The 25,331-nt window shown below is 35.1% G+C and carries 21 protein-coding genes; 5 read left to right on the top strand and 16 right to left on the bottom strand.

The window, feature by feature from the left end; translation table 11 throughout:
- Positions 1-7: 7 nt before the first annotated feature.
- Both GKP30_RS10145 and GKP30_RS10140 read left to right on the top strand, forming a co-directional pair.
- A complete protein-coding gene (locus GKP30_RS10145) occupies positions 8-2,437 on the top strand; it encodes a glycogen/starch/alpha-glucan phosphorylase (protein WP_216829327.1) in 2,430 nt (809 codons plus the stop codon).
- A 370-nt stretch (positions 2,438-2,807) separates the two neighbouring features.
- Positions 2,808-3,746, top strand: a complete 939-nt coding sequence (locus tag GKP30_RS10140) for a LysM peptidoglycan-binding domain-containing protein (protein WP_216829326.1) — start codon at positions 2,808-2,810, stop codon at positions 3,744-3,746.
- Positions 3,747-3,820: 74 nt separating this feature from the next.
- On the opposite strand, the gene GKP30_RS10135 is transcribed toward GKP30_RS10140, so the two are convergent.
- The 4 genes from GKP30_RS10135 to GKP30_RS10120 form a co-directional block, all read right to left on the bottom strand.
- Positions 3,821-4,543, bottom strand: a complete 723-nt coding sequence (locus GKP30_RS10135) for a glycerophosphodiester phosphodiesterase (RefSeq protein ID WP_216829325.1) — start codon at positions 4,541-4,543, stop codon at positions 3,821-3,823.
- 138 nt (positions 4,544-4,681) lie between these two features.
- Complete coding sequence (locus GKP30_RS10130; protein WP_216829324.1) at positions 4,682-5,494, bottom strand: HAD-IIA family hydrolase; 813 nt, start codon at positions 5,492-5,494, stop codon at positions 4,682-4,684.
- Positions 5,495-5,809: 315 nt separating this feature from the next.
- Complete coding sequence (gene ald / locus GKP30_RS10125) at positions 5,810-6,937, bottom strand: alanine dehydrogenase (RefSeq protein WP_216829323.1); 1,128 nt, start codon at positions 6,935-6,937, stop codon at positions 5,810-5,812.
- Between the two features lie 114 nt (positions 6,938-7,051).
- Positions 7,052-8,299: a PucR family transcriptional regulator gene (locus GKP30_RS10120; RefSeq protein WP_216829322.1), complete on the bottom strand. Its 1,248-nt coding sequence runs from the start codon at positions 8,297-8,299 to the stop codon at positions 7,052-7,054.
- A 454-nt stretch (positions 8,300-8,753) separates the two neighbouring features.
- On the opposite strand from GKP30_RS10120, the gene GKP30_RS10115 reads away from it, so the two are divergent.
- Positions 8,754-10,160: an LVIVD repeat-containing protein gene (locus GKP30_RS10115; RefSeq protein WP_216829321.1), complete on the top strand. Its 1,407-nt coding sequence runs from the start codon at positions 8,754-8,756 to the stop codon at positions 10,158-10,160.
- A gap of 104 nt (positions 10,161-10,264) precedes the next feature.
- On the opposite strand, the gene iadA is transcribed toward GKP30_RS10115, so the two are convergent.
- Positions 10,265-11,434, bottom strand: a complete 1,170-nt coding sequence (gene iadA, locus GKP30_RS10110) for a beta-aspartyl-peptidase (protein WP_216829320.1) — start codon at positions 11,432-11,434, stop codon at positions 10,265-10,267.
- A gap of 267 nt (positions 11,435-11,701) precedes the next feature.
- Positions 11,702-12,898 (bottom strand): ornithine--oxo-acid transaminase, encoded by a 1,197-nt coding sequence (locus tag GKP30_RS10105; protein ID WP_216829319.1) that lies wholly within the window; start codon positions 12,896-12,898, stop codon positions 11,702-11,704.
- A 308-nt stretch (positions 12,899-13,206) separates the two neighbouring features.
- Between GKP30_RS10105 and GKP30_RS10100 the strand changes: the two genes are divergently transcribed.
- A complete protein-coding gene (locus GKP30_RS10100; RefSeq protein WP_216829318.1) occupies positions 13,207-14,637 on the top strand; it encodes a sigma-54 interaction domain-containing protein in 1,431 nt (476 codons plus the stop codon).
- Positions 14,638-14,794: 157 nt separating this feature from the next.
- Here the strand turns inward: GKP30_RS10100 and GKP30_RS10095 are convergent, their stop codons facing one another.
- The 8 genes from GKP30_RS10095 to GKP30_RS10060 form a co-directional block, all read right to left on the bottom strand.
- Positions 14,795-15,712 (bottom strand): proline dehydrogenase family protein, encoded by a 918-nt coding sequence (locus GKP30_RS10095; RefSeq protein WP_216829317.1) that lies wholly within the window; start codon positions 15,710-15,712, stop codon positions 14,795-14,797.
- A gap of 175 nt (positions 15,713-15,887) precedes the next feature.
- Positions 15,888-16,913 (bottom strand): potassium channel family protein, encoded by a 1,026-nt coding sequence (locus tag GKP30_RS10090; RefSeq protein WP_216829316.1) that lies wholly within the window; start codon positions 16,911-16,913, stop codon positions 15,888-15,890.
- Positions 16,914-17,003: 90 nt separating this feature from the next.
- Positions 17,004-17,216: a hypothetical protein gene (locus tag GKP30_RS10085; RefSeq protein WP_216829429.1), complete on the bottom strand. Its 213-nt coding sequence runs from the start codon at positions 17,214-17,216 to the stop codon at positions 17,004-17,006.
- Positions 17,217-17,438: 222 nt separating this feature from the next.
- Positions 17,439-18,527 carry a D-alanine--D-alanine ligase family protein gene (locus GKP30_RS10080; protein WP_216829315.1) on the bottom strand — a complete coding sequence of 363 codons (1,089 nt, stop codon included), beginning with the start codon at positions 18,525-18,527 and terminating at the stop codon, positions 17,439-17,441.
- A 222-nt stretch (positions 18,528-18,749) separates the two neighbouring features.
- A complete protein-coding gene (locus GKP30_RS10075; protein WP_328703142.1) occupies positions 18,750-18,884 on the bottom strand; it encodes a lmo0937 family membrane protein in 135 nt (44 codons plus the stop codon).
- Between the two features lie 123 nt (positions 18,885-19,007).
- Positions 19,008-20,126, bottom strand: coding sequence for a Ger(x)C family spore germination protein (locus GKP30_RS10070; protein ID WP_216829313.1), 1,119 nt, complete (start codon positions 20,124-20,126; stop codon positions 19,008-19,010).
- Positions 20,123-21,220, bottom strand: coding sequence for a GerAB/ArcD/ProY family transporter (locus GKP30_RS10065; protein ID WP_216829312.1), 1,098 nt, complete (start codon positions 21,218-21,220; stop codon positions 20,123-20,125). Before GKP30_RS10065 ends, GKP30_RS10070 begins: the two co-directional genes overlap by 4 nt.
- A gap of 4 nt (positions 21,221-21,224) precedes the next feature.
- The gene (locus GKP30_RS10060) at positions 21,225-22,733 is read right to left on the bottom strand and encodes a spore germination protein (RefSeq protein ID WP_216829311.1); all 1,509 of its coding nucleotides are present in this window, start codon (positions 22,731-22,733) and stop codon (positions 21,225-21,227) included.
- Positions 22,734-23,007: 274 nt separating this feature from the next.
- Here GKP30_RS10060 and GKP30_RS10055 point away from each other — a divergent pair, with 274 nt between their 5' ends.
- Entirely contained in the window at positions 23,008-23,523 is a 516-nt protein-coding gene (locus GKP30_RS10055) for a DUF3231 family protein (RefSeq protein WP_216829310.1), read from the top strand.
- Between the two features lie 50 nt (positions 23,524-23,573).
- Here the strand turns inward: GKP30_RS10055 and GKP30_RS10050 are convergent, their stop codons facing one another.
- Both GKP30_RS10050 and GKP30_RS10045 read right to left on the bottom strand, forming a co-directional pair.
- Positions 23,574-24,776 carry a serine hydrolase domain-containing protein gene (locus GKP30_RS10050; protein WP_216829309.1) on the bottom strand — a complete coding sequence of 401 codons (1,203 nt, stop codon included), beginning with the start codon at positions 24,774-24,776 and terminating at the stop codon, positions 23,574-23,576.
- 136 nt (positions 24,777-24,912) lie between these two features.
- Positions 24,913-25,224 (bottom strand): DUF5634 family protein, encoded by a 312-nt coding sequence (locus tag GKP30_RS10045; RefSeq protein ID WP_216829308.1) that lies wholly within the window; start codon positions 25,222-25,224, stop codon positions 24,913-24,915.
- Between the last annotated feature and the right edge of the window lie 107 nt (positions 25,225-25,331).

The following is a 25,331-nucleotide window of genomic DNA, read 5'->3' as shown; positions in this document are numbered from 1 at the left end:
TGGGATTATGTTTTCAAATAAAGAGTCATTTAAAGTTGCTTTTATTGAGAATTTAGAGACAAGATTTGGAAAGGTCTTAGAGGATGCTACTCCTATTGAAATCTATCAAACCATCGGTACTCTAGTGAAAGAGAAGATCAATAAAAGCTGGCTTATTACAAATAAGCGTTATTTGAAAAATGGAGAAAAACAAGTTTATTATTTTTCAATGGAGTTTTTATTAGGACGTTTATTAGAAAGTAATTTACTCAATACTGGAACTTTAACAATCGTAAAAGATGCACTCTTGGAATTAGGTATTAACCCTGAAGAAATTTTTGAACAGGAACATGATGCTGGTCTTGGGAATGGTGGTTTAGGGCGACTAGCAGCTTGTTTTTTAGATTCTCTCGCTTCTCTAGAGCTCCCTGGACATGGCTGTGGGATTCGTTATAAATATGGTTTATTTCAACAAAAGTTAATTGATGGACACCAAGTGGAGCTTCCAGATTATTGGTTAGAGGAGGACTATGTTTGGGAAGTTCGACGAGCTGATAAGGCAATTAAAGTTCGTTTTGGTGGAAAGGTACACACTGAAATGATTGATGGGCATTTATCTTTCTTTCATACTGACTATGAGACCGTAATGGCTGTTCCTTATGATGTCCCAATTGTCGGGTACGAAAATCAAACAGTAAATACTTTACGCTTATGGAGTGCTGAATCTACCACAAACGACTTCAATTTCCATTCTTCTAACCGAAATGATTATTATAAGTATTTAGAGTATAAACGGTCCATTGAATCCATTTCAGAATTCCTCTACCCCGATGATTCTTTTTTTGAAGGAAAATTACTACGCCTTAAGCAACAATACTTTCTTGTATCAGCTGGGGTTCAAAGTATCATAAGAATGTTTAAAGAAAAGTATAATAATGATTTGAGACAACTTCCAGACAAGATTACAATGCAAATCAACGACACACATCCGAGCTTAGTTATCCCAGAATTAATGAGAATTTTGATGGACGAGGAAGGTTTTGGCTGGGATGAAGCGTGGGCTATTACAACCAAAACTGTAGCTTATACAAATCATACAACTTTAAGTGAAGCACTAGAAAAATGGCCTGTTTCTCTAGTACAACAACTAATACCAAGAATTTATATGATCATTGAGGAAATTAATGAACGTTTTTGCCAGATGCTATGGTTTGACTTTCCAGAACTTCGTGAAAAAATTCCACAGATGGCAATTATCGCTTATGAACAAGTCCACATGGCCCATTTAGCTATAGTTGGTAGCTTTAGCGTCAATGGAGTTGCTAGAATTCATACTGACATATTAAAAGCTAAAGAAATGAAAGATTTTTACACTGTCTATCCTTCCAAGTATAATAACAAGACGAACGGAATTACTCACAGACGTTGGTTAATGAATGCTAACCCACAATTAGCTGAACTCGTTACCGACACAATTGGAAAGAGATGGATCACTCAACCGAAAGAGCTTATTGGCTTACTAAAATATGCTTCTGATCCTGCATTTCAAGAAAAAATTAGTTATGTAAAACAAAAAAACAAAAGCAATCTTGCTAAAGTAATAAAAGATAGTTGCAATATTGTTGTTGACGAAAACTCAATCTTTGATGTACAAATCAAACGACTACATGGGTATAAGCGCCAACTAATGAATATTTTTCATATTATTCATTTATACAATGTGCTAAGAGAAAACCCAAACATTGATATTACGCCACGTACTTTTATCTTTGGAGCAAAAGCTGCACCTAGCTATCATTTTGCAAAAGAAGTTATCAATCTAATTGTCACTGCTGCTAATAGAATTAATAACGACCCAACCATAAAAAATAAGATAAAGGTTGTCTTTCTCGAGAACTATAGTGTATCTCTTGCAGAAAAAATCATCCCTGCAGCCGATGTCAGTCAACAAATTTCAACTGCAAGTAAAGAAGCTTCTGGAACAGGCAATATGAAATTAATGATGAATGGCGCTTTAACTCTTGGGACATTAGACGGTGCTAACGTAGAGATAAAAGAGATGGTTGGTGACGAAAATATCTTCATCTTTGGCTTAACAGCACAAGAAGTGTTAAATTATTATCAATTTGGTGGATATAATGCTAGATATATTTATAACTCTGACCATCGTATTCGTACGATACTCGACCAACTAGTAAATGGCTATTTTAATAAAGATGAATATGAATTTAAAGATATCTATTATAATATCCTTTCAAACAACGATGAATTTTTTGTCTTGAAAGATTTTGATAGTTATCTTGAAGCTCAAGAGATGGTCGATCAAAATTACCGAAATCGGAGTAATTGGTTAAAGAAAAGTATTACGAATATCGCCCATTCTGGAAAATTCTCTAGTGACCGGACGATATCTGAATATGCCAGTGAAATTTGGCGTCTTAGCCCTGTCAAAGTATAAACAATAGTTTATAATAACTCCCCTAACTCAAACGTTCATTTGAGTTAGAGGAGTTTTGCCTGTTTTCGTATACTTTGTTGCTATCGGAATATTTATATAAAAAGTTCTTCAAATAAAAATTACCAGGAATTACATATTGAAATCTTATGTCTTTAGTCTCAAATCCAAATTATTTTTTACAGGTACATCGCCCTCTTCCCCAACTAAATTCCTCGTTCATTTTCCCTGTGATAAAAAGATTATGACACTACTATTCTACCCTTTTGTCAAAATTGTATTCCAAAATGTGAAAAATTGTCGAATAATATACGAGGTTATTTAAAATATTCGATTTTGTTAGATAGTTTGATTGTTATGGGGAGAGATTACATTGTCTGATTACAAAGTGATTACTAAAACTCGTAAAGAAAGAATATTAGCAGAAAAACAAAAGACCACAAAAATAAAAAAAGATAAGGTGATACGTTACGCTTTTGCAGGAGCTCTCGTTACAAGCGCTTTATTAAATCTTAGTAGTGTAACAGAAAAGGCTTTAGCTCGTTCATCGGATTATACAGTACAGTATGGTGATACTCTTTACTCACTCGCTAAAAAATATCAACTTACTGTTGATGAGATTATCCATGCAAATGATTTATCGTCTGATTTCATTAGGGCTGGCCAAAAATTAACTCTTCCTATGAATGCTAATCAAAATGCTAAAACCACCTCCCAGACAGAAAAAACAAAGTTACAAATGTCAGAGAATCTCTTAAGTTATAAAGTAAATTATGGAGATACTCTTTATTCAATTGCAAAAAAATATCAACTTACCATACAAGAAATTAAGGTCATCAATAATTTGGCTTCTAATCTCATAAAAGTCGATCAAATACTCGTTATACCCAATCGATTCGAGAATACAAATCAACAACAAAATGCAACAAACCAAGTAAAAAAGCATAAAAATACTGATGTGGGCCAAGTCAACAGTGCAACATATACAGTTGTAGCAGGAGATACTCTTTGGAGCATTGCGCAGCGATTTAATTCATCTGTAGCAACACTCAAAAAAAATAATCATCTAAAAAATGATGTAATTCTTATAGATCAGCAGTTAGTCATCAAGAAGGAAGGATTAATAAAAAGTTCTGCTACCATTGTTGGCATCGTTGACAATATTTCTATTGAAATACTTATTGGGGACAAACATAAAGTTATACAAATTCCCTATGGTACTGCGAACATATACGATAAACTAATTGGTCAAGAGATTAACTTAATCTATTATCATAATAATCGTCCTCAACTTGTTTCCATAGAAAGATAAAGTGAATATCAATCTCAAATTTTAAGGGCTAACGAGTCTCTTTACATAGAGAAGCGTTAGCCCTTAAACTTATTTTATTCATCTTTTAATTGTAAAGCAATGTGCGGATAATCAGTAAATATGGCTGTCACTTTACTTTGAAATGCCTTTTTCAACATCTGCTTATCATTAATTGTATAAGGTCTAACTAAAACCCCAGCCTCCATAAGTGGTTTAACCTCATGTTCCAACATTAAAGGGAAAAAGTAATGAAACCCTTTTGTCCCAATCGTTTGTATATAAGATAAAGGTTGATACATACCAGAGACGACAATAACCGCTGTTTCTAACATCGGAACTTCCTTTTGTATTTTTGCTATTAATACATGGTCAAAAGAAGAGATAATTACTTGCTCAATCATATTATAACGATCAATTAACAGTTTAACAGCCTCCCATAGCTCCTCTCGCTCCCATGCAGGCCCTTTCAACTCTATATTCAGCTTAAGAGTCTCTTCCTTCGCCCAGACCAACACTTCCTCTAACGTCGGGACTTTTTCTACTCGAAACTGCTCACTATACCATGTGCCAGCACTATAAGATCTTATTTGGTCCAGTGTGTGCTCACGTACCATTCCTCTACCTTCGGTTGTGCGATCCAATGTTACATCATGAATTACGATAGGTACATTATCTTTTGTCAGTTGTACATCCAATTCAATTCCATCTATAGGTAGCTTTGCCGCTGCTTTAAAAGCAATCATTGTATTTTCAGGATAAAGTCCAGATAATCCTCGATGTGCAAACACCTCTGTCATTTATAACACCTCTTTCTAAAAATTAGCTATCCAAGCCCTTAATGACTGGCCCAAAATAGATTTAAGTTATATGAATATGTAATCTATAGCCCATACTATATAAATAAATACATTAAACTACTTGAATTATATTTACCTTTAAACTAATTCACGACCTTTTATTTCATAATAAAGATCTTTAATTTCTGGGAATACATATGTCGGTTTTTGTTTTACACCGTCTAAATCAAATACAGTATGTCCACTTGTAAGTAAAATTGTATCTATACCAATAGCTTGGCCTATTGCAATATCGCTTGTTAATGAAGCACCAATCATTACAGCACGACCATGTTGATTATGAACTTTTCTTAATAACACTTGTTGCATCCATATAGATGGTTTTCCAATTATGTCTTTTTTCACGTTCGTCATAGACTGCTCACTCATATACACTCTTGCAATGGAACCTGAATCTAATAAAGTTCTATTTGTGGTTGAACATAATAAGTCTGGGTTTAAAATTACAAGCTTTGCACCACGCTGTAATAAAAAGAAACTTTGCTGTAATTGCTCGTATTCCATATTATTAGACAGTGCTAATAATACGTAAACTTCTCCCTTTGTTTTTTCTGATGAAGTCTCTATAATATGACTTCCTTTTTTTCGCAACTCATCTTTTATTAATTCAGAACCTACTATAAAAATACTTACTGATCTTGTTTTATCCCCAAAATATTCTTGAATCGCATGTATAGGTGTTATCAATTGATTTAGAGCTACTTTTAAACCAAGTGATTCCAATTGTTTTTTTATTTTAGCGCCTGAACGCTCTAGTTGGTTAGTTAAATAAAATACCTTTTTGTTTTGTTTTTTTAATAAGTTCATCACTTCATATGTATATGGGGTAATTAAGTTCCTATTCGTTAACAAACCATCTAAATGAAAGAAATATATTTTATAATCTTTCATAAATTCCTCCTAAGAGTAGTACAATTTAGCTTATCAAACCAGCTTAAAACACAATATATTAAGTAAAAGATAGCAAACGATTATTAAGGACATGTTAATAAAATATTAAAAAAATACACCATTTATTAACATTAATGTTAATTAGCTCTTTCCTCAAATATGAAGAACCAAGCTATCGTTTGGTATCAGATGAGCCATAAGTCAACGTATATCAACTAAAGCTTTAACACAGCTAAAATGAAAAAAGAGGAAAAACCTAGATGGTTTTTCCTCTTCCTTTCTATAATTAAACATTTTTTGGGGAAAACATTTTAATTATGCAGTAACTCCAGTAATTGCTTGCTCAACTGGTACATATGACATATCTAAAGCTTTAGCTACAGCTTCATATGTGATTGCACCATTTGCAGCATTAACACCAAGTTTTAATGCTGTATTATCAGTGATCGCTTTTAGTACACCTTTATTAGCGATTTGTAATGCATAAGGAACTGTAACATTTGTTAAACCAATCGTTGATGTACGTGGAACAGCACCTGGCATATTAGCAACTGCGTAATGAACCACACCATGCTTAACATATGTTGGGTTATCGTGAGTTGTAATTTGATCAACAGTTTCGATTATACCACCTTGGTCAATTGCAACATCAACGACTACTGAACCTGCTGACATAGATTGGATCATTGCTTCAGTGACGAGCTTTGGTGCTTTCGCTCCAGGGATAAGAACAGCTCCAATCACTAAGTCACTTTCCTTAACTGCTTCAGCAATATTTAATGGGTTAGAAATTAATGTTTGAATTGAATTCCCAAAGATATCATCGAGTTGGCGTAAACGTTCAGGACTTAAGTCGATAATCGTTACTTCGGCTCCTAAACCAATAGCAATTTTTGCAGCATTTGTACCAACAACTCCGCCACCAATAATCGTAACTTTTCCTCGTTTTACACCTGGAATTCCTGATAGTAAAATTCCTTTTCCACCTTTAGGTTTTTCAAGGAATTGAGCACCAATCTGTGCTGCCATACGTCCTGCTACCTCACTCATAGGAGTTAGTAATGGAAGCGTACGATTTACTTCAACTGTTTCATATGCAATAGCAGTAACCTCTTTTTCTACTAATGCTTTTGCTAAGCTCGGTTCAGCTGCTAAATGTAAATACGTAAATAAAATTAATCCTTTACGGAAGTATTCATACTCTGATGGAAGTGGCTCTTTAACTTTCATCACCATTTCCGCTTGGCCCCAAACATCTTTGGCAGAAGCAATAATTTGCGCACCCGCTGCAATATAATCTTCGTTAGCAAATCCGCTCCCAACTCCTGCTTGGTCTTCGATTATTACTTGATGACCTGCGTTAGTTAGTGTCAAAACACCAGCTGGTGTTAGTGCTACACGGTTTTCATTATTTTTTATCTCTTTAGGGACGCCGATAATCATTGGACATGCCTCCTATAATCTAATTACTTTAATTACAGTATATAGATTATAAAGCTATTCGACTTTGTGAAACTTCTAAAAAAAAAGCAAGCGCCTTTGTGTTTTTTTACAAAGTTACTTGCCCATCCATCTTCTAATTTTAAATTCTAAATATAAATCCAATTTTACTTTAGGGTCCTTAAGCTTGATCCCTGTTAATTCAACAATTCTTTTCATGCGATAATTTAACGTATTTGGATGTACATGTAGTTCTTTTGATGCTTCATTCACATTCCCATCTGTATTCAAGAATACTTCTAATGTTTCTAGTAAATTCGTTTGGTTTTTTTCATCATAGTCAGCTAAAAACGAAATAGGAAAACAATCTATTTTATCTTCTGATTTTCTCTCAATCATAATATCAAGGTATTTAAAAACACCTAACTCCCAGTAACCATAGGTTGAAGTCAATTCATTAGCATACGTATCTTTTAAGTCCATGACAGTTAACGCTTCACGGTACGCCTTATCTATACGCTCTATTTTTGTATATAACTGACTGCAACCACCTATCACTTTAGCAGGGTCCTCTGTTTTACCATTGAAAGAAGCAATAATATCTTCCATCACTTGCGGTAACTTCTTCAGTGTAATTCGATGATTTTTAGGTGAAAGCAAAATCGTAAAATCAAATTGATCAATATGGTAAAAGACCATATCTAAATCGTTATTTGCATGAAGGTACGTGATAAATTGTTGTTCTTGTCTAGCCGTAATTCTAGTTGAAAAGCGGAATGCGGCAATTGAATAACGTTCTGGGATCTCAACTTGGAGCTTATTAAACCCAGCAATGATGTCTTCTTTCTGTTGGTAGCTATTATTTAATAACCTCCAAAAGAAACGCTGTTGTCCCTCTGTTTCTTTGCGCTGTTGTAAACGGTGTTTCAATAAAAACACCCGAAGTGTTTGTGCTGCTACTGCAAGTAAATCAAAGCCATTAGAATTTATCGTATTTTCCATTTCAATAACCCAAATATACCCGAGTACATCATCTTTTTGCTTTATTGAGATCGCAACCCGATCCCCTAAACCTATATCTTCAATTGCTTTTATTCGAATCGGTTGACTGCTTTCGTTTAATTTTTGAATTATCCCTTGTTTCCACAAGCGCTGGGTTACTTTAAATGGAACCTGGCGACTTATAATCGTCTCGAGCCTTGCTGGGTCCGTATGAATATCGTGTTTACTATAAGTAATTAATCTATGTGTTTCGTCCTCTAGCGTCACAGGACAGTTAAGGAGTTCACTAATTTTATCTACTACTTCCTGTAAGCTACTAAACGGCACCTTTAATTCATTTGTTTTCGAGTTATTATCACTCATTTTTTATCCCCTTGTTTCTCCGTCTTCACTATTCTTATTGTACCGAATTTTTCATCTAGTTAATAGAAAAACCCTTTCACTCAATCAGTAAATAAAATAGTTAAATCTTACAATAATTGTTAGTTAGAAGGCGTCTATCATTCCTATTTTTGTAACCTTGGCGATAACAACCTAAAAATCCTACTTTTGCACTTTATTAACAGTAAAAACATCTTTATCCATGAAATATATACTAGTAGTTTTTTGGAAAATAAATTTTCTTACAATACTTTTATCATACTCATTATAAATTTAAAGTATTGAATACGTGAACGTAAAACAAACAGTCCTAGACCTAATCTACTATAAAATTTCGGTTGTCGAAATAACAAGAAAGTTAAACATAGTGAACAAATAAAAATACAGATATAATCTGAAATGTAATTAAATTCTATTAATTTGGAGGTCGTTATTATTGAACAAAAAGAAAATTTTTATTAATACTACATTAGCCGGAATTCTTACATTCTCTGCATTTTCGCCAGTAGTTTTTGCCCATGATGCACTTGAAGAGGGTGTTTCAAAAGAAGCTTATGTATTCGATCAAGAATCCATTCAAACTTTAGGTTACTCAGTCAACGGACAGAAAAACCTTTCTTTTTTGAGAGAAGCTGCTGCGGTACAATTAAATGAAAACAATGGTGTCCAAAATAATATGGCTGATGTTTATGCTCATAAAGGTTTTGCTTACACAGGAACTCACACTGCAAACGGAGGTAATGGAGGAGTAAGAGTTTTTGATCTAAAAGACCCTTCAAACCCAGTTGAAGTATCAGTGTTTGCAGATGAAATTCCAAATACTTGGCAAGAAAAAGTAATCGTTAAGTCTGTTAATACTCCACACTTTAAAGGAGATCTAGCTGCAGTAAGTCTTCAGCAAACTTCTAGAAATAATGCTAATAGACCTAACAGCTACGGTGGGGTTTTACTATATGATGTAACTGACCCTTACAATCCAGAACGATTAGGATTTTATCAATTAGATCGAAAAATTACCGGGACGCATGAGTTATACTTAACAACGCAAGGAAATCGTGCACTTGTGTTAGCTTCAAATCCTTATGCTGATTATTACACTAATGGGGAACAAAAAGACTTCCAAATTATCGATGTATCAAACCCTTCTGACCCAGAGTTACTATGGCAATGGGATCCAAGAGAGTTAGAACAAATTCCTGATAACTTTAATGGCTACCATTGGCATGCTCCAGATGGTCACACACGTCCTGTGTTTAACCATAGTGTTATTACTGATAATAACGCCCAATATGCTTATGTTTCCATGTGGGATTTAGGAACGGTTATTTTTGACATTAAAGATCCAGAAAACCCTGTATACTTAGGAAATACATCTTATCGACCAGATCAAAAAGGGGCGGCTCACTCTGCAGCGTTAGCTAAAGGCGGTAACATTTTAATAGAAACGCGTGAAGTAGCAAATCCTGTAGGTGCCGGCTATGAAAGTGCATATGGATATACTCGTATCTTTGATATTAAAGATAAGACAAATCCTATTCTATTAAGTGAGTTTACTACAGAATTAACATTTGATATTCCAGATCCAGCTGTATCAACCTTCGCAAAGACTGTTCATGATCCTAAAGTTCATGGTAACACTTTATACTTATCTTATTATTCTGGAGGAGTAGTTGGAGTTGATATAACAGATCCAAGCAACCCTAAAAAAATAGCTCAATATGTTCCTGATCAAGGAAATGTTTGGGGAGTGTTCGTGGACAGAAACTATGTATTGGCATCTGACATGGGGCAAGGACTAAAAGTTCTTCTTAAAAACAATGGCAATAGTCATGGTAGAAACTAAACCGAGTCTTTAATACTGCAAACGGAGTGCCACCGCACTCCGTTTGGTTTGTATTATAATACCGTATGAAAGCTATTTACCTCGGGCATTTACAAATCGTAAACTTATTCAAAAGTACCCTTCACAAGTATATTATCTTCCCACATCATTGTTTGACCTAAAGCAATTACAGATTCAATATCATACGTCTCTTGATTGAGGAAAACGATGTCTGCATCTCTTCCTACTTCTATATACCCTTTCTTTGTAAACTTCAGAATATCAGCAGGGTTTGCTGTTATTACTTTGATCGCCTTTTCAAGATCTATTTTTTCATTTACAATCGCATCTTTTACCTCTTTATATAAAGATGTCACTCGACCAACTTGTAAACCGATAAACACACCATTTTCATCAAACTCTGGTAAACTTGCTTGTCCATCCGAAGTAAAAGTAATATGCTCCAAAGGCACTCCAGCGTCTAACATTTCTCTTAATCCTTCACTACACTTTACTTGCCCTTTAGTCACTTTCTTCTCAATACTAGATGTTGTAAAGTCAACATATCCACCACGTTTAGCATAGTTAATACCAGCCTCAAATAACTTGCGATTTCGATTAATATGTGTGGGTAAAAACTGTCGCACTGGAATATCTGTCTTTTCTACCACTTCTTCTATTAAAGAAAGCTTCGAATCGCTGTCCCCTATATGAACATTAACAATTCCAGCTTTACCTGATAGCATGCCAGCCACTCTCGCTTGAGAAGCTATTTTAGCTAATTCCTCATATGTAGGTTGTGAGGAACGATGATCAGCTATCGCAATTTCTCCTGCACCAATGATTTCTTCTACTAAAATAATATCTTCCTCAACACTGCCTGTAAGTGTTTTTACTGGAACTTGATAGGAACCCGTTTGGATGTAGCAAGTAATCCCTTCTTCTTTTAGAGCTTTCGCTTTTGCAACAAGGCTTGGCATTGTTCTAGTTGTCCCGTCTGTACCAATGACACCAACTAAAGTTGTAATTCCCCCTTTAATAGCATCAGAAAGTTGCAGTTCTGGAGTACGTGTTCGGTAGCTCCCTTCACCACCACCTCCCATAATATGAACATGGTTATCAATAAAACCTGGAACAACGAGCTTACCTTCAGCATCCAACACTTCTACATATGGTAGTCCTTCTATATTAATTTCTTCTTCAATCGCCCCAATGCGTCGGTCAACAATTAAGATATCTTTTTTACCTTGGTAATCAGGGCTAAATATTGTGCCATTTTTTATTAGTTTAATCATCTGTAACACCCTTTCTTTTGCGAATACGAGTATGTAAATAAACTAGTTTCTATTTTGCAATATTATTCTTTATTTTACAAATATTAATCCGTTCAAAAGCTTCTCGATAAAGCGTGAAGAAAACAATCTTTTGCTAATTATTATTTCTAATAATTAAAAAGCCGACCAGGGCAGTACTTGTGTTAAATGCAGAAACAAACACTTAAGCTTCAAAGTAGCTGCCCTATATCGGCTCTCATAACTATGGTTTTATCTAGAAAACTTTAATTAAGTTGTTTTAAAAACAGAACGAACTCGGTCTAACGCCCAATCTAATTCTTCTTGCGTGATCACAAGAGGCGGGGCGAAACGGATAACATTTTCATGGGTTTCTTTACAAAGTAACCCTAATTCTTTTAGCTTCTCACAGTAAGGCCTTGCTGGAACATTTAATTCAATTCCGATAAATAATCCTCTTCCCCTTACTTCGTTAATATTGGGATGCTCTATGTTTCGAAGCTCACTTAAAAGATAATCACCTAGCTTTGCAGATCTTTCCACTAGGTTTTCTTTTTCAAGCACTTCTAGCGACGCAACTGCAGTTGCACATGCTAATGGATTTCCACCAAATGTTGAACCGTGGGACCCTGGATTAAAAACTCCTAACACTTGTTCATTACCTGCAACTGCTGAAATAGGCATTACACCACCGCCCAGTGCCTTTCCTAATATATACATGTCAGGGTCTACGTTCTCCCAGTCACAAGCAAACCATTTACCCGTTCTCCCTAATCCCGTTTGAATTTCATCAGCTATAAATAACACGTTCTCTTGTTTACACAATTCATAAGCTTTGGCTAAATATCCTTTAGGTGGAATATTAATTCCTGCTTCTCCTTGGATCGGTTCTAAAATAAATGCCGCTGTATTTTTAGAAATAGCATTTTTAAATGCCTCTAGGTCACCGTACGGAACTACTTTTATCCCTGGAAGCATTGGACCAAAGCCACGTTTATATTCATCACTAGAAGACATCGAAACGGCTGTCATCGTGCGCCCATGAAAATTATCTTCACAGACGATAATCTCTGCTTGGTTTTCCTCTACCCCTTTGACATCATATGCCCAACGCCTTGCTGCTTTTACTGCTGTTTCTACAGCCTCAGCTCCTGTATTCATCGGTAGTACCATATCTTTTCGTGTTAGTGCTGTTACTTTTTCATAAAAATCGCCTAGTTTATCATTATGAAAAGCACGTGACGTAAGCGTAATTCGATCTGCTTGGTCTTTTAATGCTTGTATAATTTTCGGATGGCGATGTCCTTGGTTTAGGGCAGAGTACGCACTTAACATATCCATAAAGCGATTTCCTTCAGGATCTTCAACCCAAACTCCTTCACCTTTAGCAATGACAATCGGAAGAGGATGATAATTTTTAGCACCGTACTTTTCTGTCTTTTCAATAATTTTCGTTGTAATATTCAATTTAAATTCCTCCTATTCTTTTCTCTATTCTAATTCGTTTATTGCAAGTATTATGCCAACATTTTCAGAAAGCATTGTAAACGTAGAGTTGTTGAAATACGTTAATTGGGCTCTGCTGTGTGAAATGTTAATTTCTCAAGCCTTTCAGAACGTAAAGTGGCTTTATAGAGTAAGTTTTCCTTTTAAAATGTAAGTACCAAACAATATTTTTGCACATTGTTTCAATTATTATTTTTTCATGCAAAAATTATTTGCTAGTAGATTAGTAATCTTCTATACTTTAAATACTATGAGGAGGCTGGTTATATATGGAGAAGAATACTTCTAACATAGATCGTGAATCATTAATAAAATTATTGACCACAGTCATTCAAGAATTAGATGTGGGTATTCATGTCGTAAATAAAAATGGAGAAACGATCTTATATAACAATAAGATGTCAACCATTGAATCTATGAATGCTAAGGACGTAATTGGAAAAAACATTCGTGAAGTATTCGAGTTTCCTAATGAACAAACGAGTACATTACTTCAAGCATTAGAAGAAAAGCAAACAACAAAAAATGTGAAGCAACAGTATTTTAATAATAAAGGCGAAGAAATAATTACTATTAATCATACGTTTCCGTTTGTTGACAATGATAAACTAGAAGGTGCTTTTGAAATTGCAAAAGATGTTACAAAGATAGAAAAGCTTATTCGACAAAATAGACAAAATCATAATACACGCTATTCTTTTGATAGTATCATCGGTACAAGTTCAGCAATTAAAGAAGTAATAGAAAACGCTAAGAGGGTTACACGAACACCTTCTTCAGTTTTAATTACTGGAGAGACTGGAACGGGGAAAGAGATTTTTGCTCAAAGTATCCACAATGGTAGTGAGCGGGCACATAAACCTTTCATTTCTCAAAACTGTGCTGCTCTTCCTGATAGCTTAATTGAAGGACTATTATTTGGTACAAAACGAGGCGCGTTTACAGGCGCAGCTGATCATCCAGGTTTGTTTGAACAAGCCGAAGGTGGCACGTTGTTACTAGATGAAATTAACTCTTTAAACCCTAACCTTCAAGCGAAATTATTAAGAGCTATCCAAGAAAAAACAATCAGAAGAGTTGGCGATACGAAAGACCTCGAGATTGACGTGCGAATAATCTCAACCATTAATGAGGATCCTATCAGTGCTATTTCGGAAGGCCGTTTACGTAAGGATCTATATTACCGTTTGAGCGTTGTTTCCTTATTTATTCCACCGCTACGAGAAAGGCTCGAGGATATTAAACCTTTAATGAGACACTTCATCGAATTATACAATTATAAATTTCAGATGAATGTAAAAGGTGTCGCTAACGACATACTACATCATTTGTATAATTACGATTGGCCAGGTAACGTACGAGAATTAGAACACATTGTTGAAGCTGCCATGAATTTAATGATGGATGAAGAAGAGATTACAATGACGTATCTTCCACGGATTATCCAACAGAGAATTCTTTCTACAAAGGAGGATCAAGTTGGCTTAGAGCCTCTCCAGCCTAAAGTTGTAAAGCAAAATCCTAAAATGCCTTTAAAAGCATACTTAGAAAAAATGGAAGAGCAGTACGTGAAGTCTGCATTATCTTCTCATGATGGAAACATCTCACGAGCAGCGAATGCCTTAGGTTTAAGCAGACAAAACTTACAATATCGGATTAGAAAAATTAAAAACCAACAAAACGCCCCATTAAAAAACTAAGAAGTAGATAGACCATAAGCAGACCATTTACTTTGTTCCTTCTATAGAATTGCGGTTGTTAACATAAGCTATTGGACCGATATTCCCAAAACGGTCCAATAGCAACAAGTTTTTGAAAAAATGCCTATTACAAAAACAGCCTCAATTTATAACACATTTACTTTGAAAAAAAGCCTCTTAAAGCAAAAGAAACATTTTGTGGGCGTTCAGCTAATCTTCTCATGAAGTAACCATACCAGTCTTTACCGTATGGTACATAAATCCTCATTGTATATCCTTCTTTTGCAATTTGCTCCTGTAATTCTGTTCGAAATCCAAAGAGCATTTGAAACTCAAATTGACTTCTAGGGATTTTTTCTTGTTCACAAAACTCCTTAACCTTTTGAATGATTTGATGATCATGTGTGGCAATTGCTGTATAACTCCCCGACCGCAAATGTAGCTTGATCATTTTTAAAAAGTTGGTGTCAATTTCTTCTTTCTTTTGATATGCAAATTCAGGTGGTTCTCTATAAGCACCTTTAACAAGACGTAAATTTACATCTTTTAAATTTTCAACATCATCTAAAGCACGATACAAATAGGCTTGGATGGCAGTTCCTACTAATCCATCATATTCTTTTCTTAAGTTTTCTAACAGGTCGATGGTTGATTGGCAATGAGAATAGTCTTCCATATCTATTCGAACAAATATAGTATGTTCTTTTGCAGACGCTAAAATTTTTTTCATGTTTTCATAACAGAGCTGCGGGTCAACATCTAAACCGAGTTGAGTAAGTTTTAATGAGAGATTACAATTAACACCTGTTTTATTAATTGCTTTTAACGTGCGAATACAATATTCAGTAGATTCTGTAGCCTCCTCTTTTGTTTTGACAAACTCGCCTAAATGATCAACCGTACAAACTAGACCTTTTTTGTTAAGCTCATCTACCACTTTCATTGCTTTGGAAATCGTTTCTCCAGCAACTACTTGCGAAGCCCCTAACTTAAGGCCCCATTTTCTTGCTCCACGATTTAGTAACTGATTTTTAGATAGGAACAAAAAGAAGTTTCTAAGTATTACATGCACCATATGCAAAACCCCTTACTTCCGTTGTCCAACACAATTGTAGAAAGCATTATGCCTATATATTTCATACTTATTTCACACAAAGCTCCATTATGTATTTGAACTATAGAAGACAGGGGTTTATCGATAACTTTGATTATGTTTTTTTATAATCGTTACCCTCACAGTAAAAACAGTGTCACATCAACTTTATTTTTTTATATGTGGACTCATCACAAATGACATAAAGTTTTGCATTGTCTGGGACCTCATCTTGAAGACGACGAATAATGCTAAAATCATTGCTTTCCGACAATAAATTAGCTCCTATATTCTTCAATGCCTCAAACGCATCATTGTAGGTCTTCCAGTTTGGTTTTTTTTCGATTTCCCAAACATTATCTCCGTATTCTCTACTTAATAATTGCATAAACACTTTCGTGGATCCTTTATGCAATGCCGATTTTGCCATTAAATCAGAAAAAGCCTCACTAGATAGCACAAACTCATCTACACAGGCATGCTTAAAAGTTGGGATATGACTTTCTCTTACAATTTCAACGATTGTATAAATGTCCTTTTTCTTCTTACTCGCTAAGTGCTCTATAGAAGAAGCAATTAACAGTGACCTTCCATCAATGGACAATGGATCATTAATTGTATCTGGGGCAAAAATTAGAACAGAATCCGCTTTAGTTATATTGGCTTTCTCAAGTGTATCAGGGTCAGTCGCATCACCATGTATAAAGTGAATTTGATCTTTGTCATAGGGCGTGACATGATGAAGGTCAACAATAAGGATATTAGCGTCTTCTTTAGCTAGCAAAAGCTCGTCAATTGTTTTTTTGGCCTTTTGTGACCAGCCAATGATGACGTAATGGCCACTTCCTTTATAGCGCAATTTCCCTTCCTCCTTAAGCTTGCGATAAACCCCTATCCCTTCGACCATTTTTCCGATAAACACACCAATTAATGTTATTCCAAACAGATATAAAAAAAGAGCAAACCACTTTCCTGCTACTGTCTGTGGAACAAAATCACCATAACCTGTCGTTGTTATAGTCGTCATAACATACCAGAAACCTAAAAATAAAGTAGGAAAAGTATCTGGTTCTAAATAATGAACTATAAAGGAGCTTAGAACAATGAAAATAATAGTCCCTACAACTAGTGTTAGGTTCTTAATCTTCACAACTATTTTCATTAAGTCGAAGATGAATAACACGCACTCCCTCACTCCTATCTATGGGGTGCCAGGCACCTTTAACACTGTGCTATGTTAAAGGTGCCTGGCACCGATGCTTTACCGTTGCTTTTACAGGTTTTCGTTTTGTTGTTTTATTTCTTCTCCTGCTATGCCTTGATTAGCTTCTTCTTGTTCTTTATGTTCATTAACTGAATCGCCAGCATAGTATGGATTTGTATTTTGCGGTGAATAGCTACTAACATCTGAACGAATTGTATACTCCTCATTTTCTGGTGCATTCGTTAAAGTTGGTTTATCTTCAGCGATATTCTTTCTTTTCATATAGGGACACCTCCAAAGTCTGTGAACGTTATTACTTCATGTATAATGCCAATATTTTACCGTTAACAAATCCTTCACTTCTTTACTCAACGATCTGTTTCAAAGAGTAATTCTTATTACTTATACTTTCTAAATCACTCCCGAAATATGTATTATCGTTATAGCTGCCTAAACAACAGAAGAGACCAACTTAATTAAGTCAGCCTCTTTAGAAATTATATTTTAAGCAATTTGGTTTTCAAAAATACCTTGTAAATACGTTGATACTTTCATTGCGTTTTCATTTAGATGTTCATTTATAGGTAATCCATACCGTGACAATGTTACAAATAAAAAGTAAGCGATAAACTCTGGGTACTGAACGTTACTATTTTCTGCCATAAATGCAAGTGAACCTGTTAATGATAGTGACGGGGTTCCATTCACATCAATAACATATACCCTACCATCTTCACCTTCTCGTAAATCTAACCGAATAAGATCACGTGCTCCAAGTGCTTGAAACACTTGCATAGCTGTATCTTTTATTTTTGCACCAACAGGAGACGTTGCTGGAATAATCTCGAATTCACTTCTTGATTGATGTTCAACCGCTTTTACTTCTTGACTTCGAACATTAAATGCCTCTGGGAAAGCAACTACAGGAAGAACATTCGGTACCCCATTACCTATGACACCGACTGTGTACTCTCGACCTGGCAAATACGTTTCCGCAAGTATCGGTTGATCTCCAATCATATCCCTTAATTGCTCTATTTTTGATATTAAATCGCTGCGATTTCTCACAATGGACTGCTCATCAATGCCTATGCTGCAGCCACCACCACAAGGCTTAAGGAACATCGGGTATCCAACAACATATTCCACACGATCAATATTTTCAATATCTTCTTGTCTTTCACTAAAAACAAAGAATCGAGGAATAGCGACCTCTTTTTGACCTAGCTTTTCATACGTAATATCCTTATTACGGCATGATTGCATCGTTTCAACATCGGAATGTGAGTACGGTACTTCAAGATTTTCAAGTACTTCTCGAATACTTAACGCACCTGATCCATCATATAAGGTTTCTGGTTGATCTAGGAAACCTTCCGCAATTACAAAAGCTAAATTAGGTTCATGCAAATTTATCGCTTCTGCTAATTGCTCTTTACTAAATAGATTAAGAGGAATTACTTCCATTTGATAAGACTGAAAAATTGCTGTGAGTCGCTGTACGGTTTTAGTAGAAGCACATTCTTTAAATGCTTCTGTTCTTTCCTCATCAGGTACCCAATTATAGACGAATAAAATTCTTAACGCCGTCAATTCCTATTCCCCATTCCAACAGTTAATTATGATGTAAACAAGAAAATTATACTTAGATGGATGACTAGAAGCAATATGAAAATTTTTAGCTAAGCATATTTTTTTTAGGAAAAATGATTGACAATTTTTCTTTAAGGACTTTACATCTAAAAGCTTTTACTAAAACGCTTTCCGCCCCATGTTGAAGGACCAAATCAACTTTTCAATCTTACCCTTTCCTCACTACATTCGCCTTCCCGTCACCAAATTAAATATGACTAATATCAATGCTATAACAATCAGCACATGTATGATACCACCAGCTATTTCAAAAGAAAAACCTAATAACCATAACAGGATAAGAATACCTATTAACATCCAAAACATATAATCACCTCTTATACTTTTGGTGTTAATCACATACCCGAATGTTCTAACCCTAATCGTAATTTAGAAAAAACTAGACTTTTTACTTACTAATAGCGCTCATACCTTACTACTTTAACTAATGGTTCCCGTAGAAATAATCCTAATCTCTACATGTGTAGTTATATCTGTTTGTTTAAAGATTTCACTCCATTTTTCCTTATCCCATTCTCTAGGAGCCTTTATACGAAAATGCTCTCCAAACCCTGCTGGGTCAACGCCCAATTCTTGAAACTGTTTTACGGTCTTAATCACTCTTTCTTCTAGACGGTTACTAATCTTATTTTCTAATTCTCTTCTTTCCTCTAAATTTGCTAAGTCTCTGGCACCATCATAATCAACGATGCTTCCTCGTATATAAAAATGGAGAAATAACTCTGGTTCACTTAAATCATCATTGGCTTCTATACCAAACTTTGTAGCTACAAACTTTAATATCGCCATCTCCTCTTTATCACCTTTGTTTACTCCAGGAATCATGACAGAGATATCAGGTAAATTCCTTCTTCTTTTCATCGCTTGAACTAATTTAGCTTCTTCTGGATCTAACGTAGCAATCATTTTATCTCCACTAAAAAGAGCAACCTTCGTTATTTTTAGCGAATTTTCATTGACCAATTCAAGGTAAGGTGTAGAAGGATCAGCAACTTCATCGGTTTGTTTATTAATAAAATAATGGATCGTTGTAAATGGACTAAACGCAGTCATTACCCTCGGTTTTAATAACTCATTTAAATACACGTTAATTTCTGGTTTATCTTTGTAGTCTCTTTTAATTATATCTTCTGTTGATCCTTTTACGACTGCGATAAATATGTTAGTACCAACTTGGGGATCTCGATACAAATTTTCAAGTGCCTTCCACACCCCTACTTTTCTTGCATATTCCTCGCTAAATAAAATAACTCTTAATTGAAGTGGAGATAACACTTTTTCTGTTAAAGTTGATATATCCATTACCGATTGATGGGGCATTCGCACAATTGTCGAATAGCTTTGGACTTGCTCTTTTGCATCATGTTGGGGTTGGGGTAAGGTCACAACGACCTTTACTCTTTCATCATCAACATAATCAAACCCCATTACACCTATCATCCCTAAATCCTCAATCACTGGTTTCTGTATATTTGGATCATCGCAACCAAGTAATAATCCGATTAGTAGTAATAAGACACCTCTAGAAACAAGTTTCATAAAGGAACCCCTTTCTCCTTATCCTTTTTAAAACTATGTAGGATAAGCAAAACAACTGGTAAAATATGTATCCCGTACCCGTAGTAAACTAACCATTTTTCAAATATTTTGATTTGTAAATAAAATGGAATAGGACCGTTAAACAAAATTAGCCCAACGACAGCACAAATGTATAAATGCCATGTTCGGTTTTTATGGTTAGATAACAATGAATCTATCCCTTTTTTTCCTACCCATAAATAGGCAGAAGCTGTAGATAGAGCTAAGAAGGTCCAAAGGGACGTTCCAAACGTTTCGATCCGCTCTAGAAATGCTAGCTGAACAGCTTGAAATAAGTTCAGAACAGGAAATAATAAATTACTTAATTGCCAAGACGAAAAGTAAACGACACTAGCCAACGAAACAGCAAAATAAAAAAATACGGCAATCCATATACCAATGGAAACATGTAAGAATGCTTTTTCTTGATTAATAATATAGGGATAATAAAATAGAATAAGTCCAAAGCCAAACATGGCTGGTGCCCCATTATGAAGAGCGTGTAGCCATGCTAGTCCACTGACCTCAAAGGTGGGTACTGCATGCAGCCAATTCCCAGACTGAAGCGCCCACTTGAGATAATAAATTAACCAGGCTGTAAAAAAGAACGAAAACATACAGAAGCGAGCAATGGACTTGATACCACCCATTACAATACATATTAATACAGCAAAAAATACGATTGCTATCCAAGTTATCGTATATTCAGGTAATGTTACGGTTTGAACGAGTCTTAAATACCTTTGACTAACGGAAGCTAATGCGATTACCGCATAACTAAAAACAAAAAAATTCAACACTTTTCCAAATAAACTCCCAAGTAATTTCTCATTAATCTTAAATAAAGTATCGTTTGGGTATTGCTTACATAAGTAAATGATCGGAATAAGGGCCAAATTTGATAATAATCCGAGTATAATCGGCAACAGCCATAAATTATATCCTGCTTGACTCATATCATTTGGTAACGAGAATAGTGACACCCCTACCATCGTATTTTGAGTTAGAAAAACGACATGATAAGCATTTAACTTTTTAAATTTACCTGTATCCATACATCTACTCCTCATCTAATGGACGAACGAGATCTTTCTTCGCCCTAGATATTCCAGGCCTCTGCATAAAAAAGTTTCCTGGTGCACGTAGAATACTGTTCAATAAATCAGACCACTTTCTTGGAACTCCGGGTGTAATAAAGGGGGAACCAAGAGAAGTTAAATTAGATAAATGATTGAATAGCCAAGCTAACGTAAGCATCTGACCAAACATTCCAAGAGCACCTGCTGCAAAAATAAATAAATACCGAATAAATCGAATCGCGTTACTCATCATGAAATTCGGTGGAATAAATGAAAGTAGAGCAGAGATAGCAACTAATACAATTAAGATATTACTAGCCAGTCCTGCTTCCACTGCTGCCGTTCCTATAACTATCCCACCAACGATACCAATTGTCTGTCCAATTTTTGTCGGCATTCGTGCACCAGCCTCACGGAGAACTTCGATGACTAACTCAATAACGAGGACTTCTATGACTGGTGGAAACGGCACTTGTGATCTCGATTCTGCTAATAAAGTTAATAACTGCTGTGGCAACATCTCAGGATGAAAAGTTAACACCGATACATACGAGGAGGTTAGTAGTATCGATATAAAAAAACCTGCTAGCCTTAAAGTTCGTAGTAAGGTTGCTGTAGTCCACCGGTTATAATAATCTTCTGGAGTAACAAATAACTCAAAAAATGTCGCTGGTAATATGGCTGCTTCTGGACTTCCATTCATCATGACGATAACTTTTCCATTCAACAATTCATTAATAACATTATCTGTACGAACTGTAATTCCAAACTGTGGAAAGGGAGAGAATGGCTTGTCCTCAAGCGCTTGCTTAAGAACGGGCATACCAATAAATCCGTGATACTCTATGTTTTTTAAACGGTTTAAAACACGTTTTACATTTTCATCATTTGCAATATTACCTAAATACAATACACTCACCGTATTTTTCGTTTCCGTTCCTAATAATAATGACTTCGATTTTAAATAAGGTGAACGAATTCTTCGCTTAATTAATGAAATATTGGTTTGTAAACTTTCCACAAATGAATCTTGAGGTCCTAGAACCGTTGTTTCGTTTTCTGGTGCTGTAATCGATCGTTCTGGCACATTAAACGTATCAATCTTTATAACAAGGTGGTCTCGTTCAAATATGAGTACTGTAAATCCACTCAAAATATCGTGGAGGAGCTTAGGTAATTCATTATGTTCAACAGTTTCTAGGTTTTTAAAAATCTCAGTAGGTTGTTGACCTATCTGTGCTTCATTGATTGGATTAAATACCACTTGATGTAATAACGTTGTATCTACAATTGTATCTAGATAAATAATAGTCGCTTTTTGATTTCCTACCTGAATCTCTTTCAATACGAGATCATCTACGTCCTGAAAGCTGAAAGAAATGGCATCAATGGTAATTGGCTGCTTCATTTCTGGGTTAGAATAAATTTTATCCTTTGGTTGAGTTCCAGCTGACTGTTTAACTTTTTGTAAATACCATTTCCAAAACAATCGCGACAAACTCCTTTGTATTAAAGGTTTTTGTTATTAGTCCCCATAGAAATGTCCCATTATGTAGGGAATTGGAAAATCCTTCGAAAACAGAAATATTCACACACTTTCCATTATTTGAAATTTTAATTTTCCCAATACATTTACTAATGATTAGTTAGGCTTTATCTATACCAATATTCTTCTTACCATCTCTTTTTTACTTATTCCCTTTCATAACTGAACGATTGGCTGATCATACTATCTTTGTACGAAAAACAAAGGGGGATTTTGAATGGGCATCTTAAGCGGAAATCAAAAAGAAGAGCCTCTACACTATGGGGAAGTTTCTAGTTTATGGGCATATTTAGCGGGAGTTAATTCACATATTGCAGAATATCAGACACTCTATAATCATACAGGTGATGATGATCTTCGGAAATTTATTGAAGATAAAATTAACAGTGCAATGAAGCCACAAGCACAAGAAATTGAAACGGTTTTAAAAGATAATGGAATCGCTATTCCTCCAGCACCTCCTGAACGTGCAAAAGCAAATATTGAAGATATACCTGCTGGAGCGAGGTTTAACGATCCAGAAATCGCTAACGCAATCAGTATGAATATTGCCGCAGGTCTTGTAGCGCTAAGTAAAATTATGGGGCAAAGTACTCGTGAAGACGTTGCTATGATGGCAGGCAAGTATCATGTTGAAAAGGCCCAATACGGGCTTCGAATGCTTAAAATGCAAAAGGAAAAAGGCTGGCTCATTGTCCCACCGTTACACACAAAAGTACCTGAGCTTGTATAGTATTGAATTATATAAAACTCTTGTGCCAAAATAGGCACAAGAGTTTATTGTTATTGATTTAATTTTTCGGTAATTTGCCTTAAAACATTCGGCCACCACTCGACTTCCCCCGTTCCACTTCCATGTCGAACAATAACTGTATTAAATCGAGGGGAAATATAAATAATTTGTCCAAACTTACCTATCGCATAAACATCTATATCTTCTTCATCATTTTTTACGCTGTACCACATGTAACCATATTGAGTTCCTTTCCCTTCCAAAAATGAGCCTATGTAATCTTCACTACTAATTTTCTCTTTTGAAATGGATTTAGATAACCATTCTTTACTATTAATCTCTTGTCCATTCCATGTCCCATTATGAAGAACAAGGCTACCTATTTTAGCAAAATCTATAGCACGTGCATTAATTCCACTTTCCATTTTTTCGAAATAGCTCTCTTGGCTATCTATACTCCATGTGGCACCAAACTCAGTTCCTAGTTTAGACCAAAGTTTTATTTCCATAAATTCTGAAACTGACACACCTGTGGATCGTTCTAAAATAATACCAAGCAATAATGGATGATAATTATTGTAGTGAAAATTTTCACCCCTAGTACTGTCAACTTCTGTATGCAACAAGGCTAACCTTCTTAAATTAGGCATATAGTATGTTTTGGCATCATCGCCTATCCATGCCATTCCTTCTCTATATTTGATTGGTGACCGCATAGTTAATAGATCTTCAATTGTAATAGCTGCGAACTCTGTTCCTTGAAATTCTTCAATATAATTTGAAATTGACTCATTTGAACTTTTAATATACCCTTCATCAATGGCTATGCCGATTAAGAGGGAAACAATAGATTTAGCTGCAGAAAATGAAGTATTAATAGAATCTCTTTCATGACCATTAAAGTAATTCTCATAGATCAATTCATCTTCGGTAACAACAATAAAGGCTGTAGTTTCATTTTCTTCTAAAAGCCCTTCTAATTCTTTTTGCACTGGTTTACCATTGGCTTGATATGTAATAAGCTCAGTCCCTAATGCGCTATTATTTGTTCTTTTATAAAAGTAAGTTTCTTCACTTTTTTTTATTGGCTTTGCATCGAAGACAAGATAGTCTTTAATATCTGACTCTCTATAAAGCATAATTCTCATCATATATTCAGGCGAATAGACAATTGCAGAAACAGATAATACGGTAAATACAAAAACAGCTACACCACTCAATATCAGCAACACGAGCCTCTTTACTCTCTTCACCCTATTCCCTCTCCATCATTATTTAATTTTTATTTATTATATAGTTAAGTTAGAAAATATTGGTATACCTATTTGATAAATATATGCAAAAAGAAAAAAGAAGTTGACTCATAGTGTGGCCAACTTCTTTTAAAACCTAATGTTCAAACCCTTTATCCATTTCTTCAAATACTTCTTCTAATGAAGAAAATCCTCTCATATCGCCTTCATCGGTTTCTATAACCCACTCTTGTTTTTCTGGTCTAAGAAGACCTTCATCATTGATTACATATGGCGTGTGTGTCATAAAAACTTCACCATCTTTACGAATCGTGTACCCTATGTAATAATGATTGCCTTCACCTTGTTCCTCGAAAATGCCAATATCGTCAACATTATGCTTATCCATAATTTGCCTTAAAGATTCGTTCATTTCATTTAGTATCGTTTCTCTTGATAAGTAATCCATATCGTTCTCCTTTATCGTCTATCTTTTATATTCATAATATGGATTAACTTCTTCTTGTTTATCCATATGCATTTATTTCTATTGTTCGTGTAAATCTTATTTCAAGG

Source organism: Alkalihalobacterium elongatum, from assembly GCF_019024285.1.
Taxonomy (GTDB): Bacteria; Bacillota; Bacilli; order Bacillales; family Bacillaceae_F; genus Alkalihalobacterium; species Alkalihalobacterium elongatum.
The sequence above is the reverse complement of the archived record's forward strand: the minus strand, read 5'-3'. Positions and strand labels throughout refer to the sequence as shown.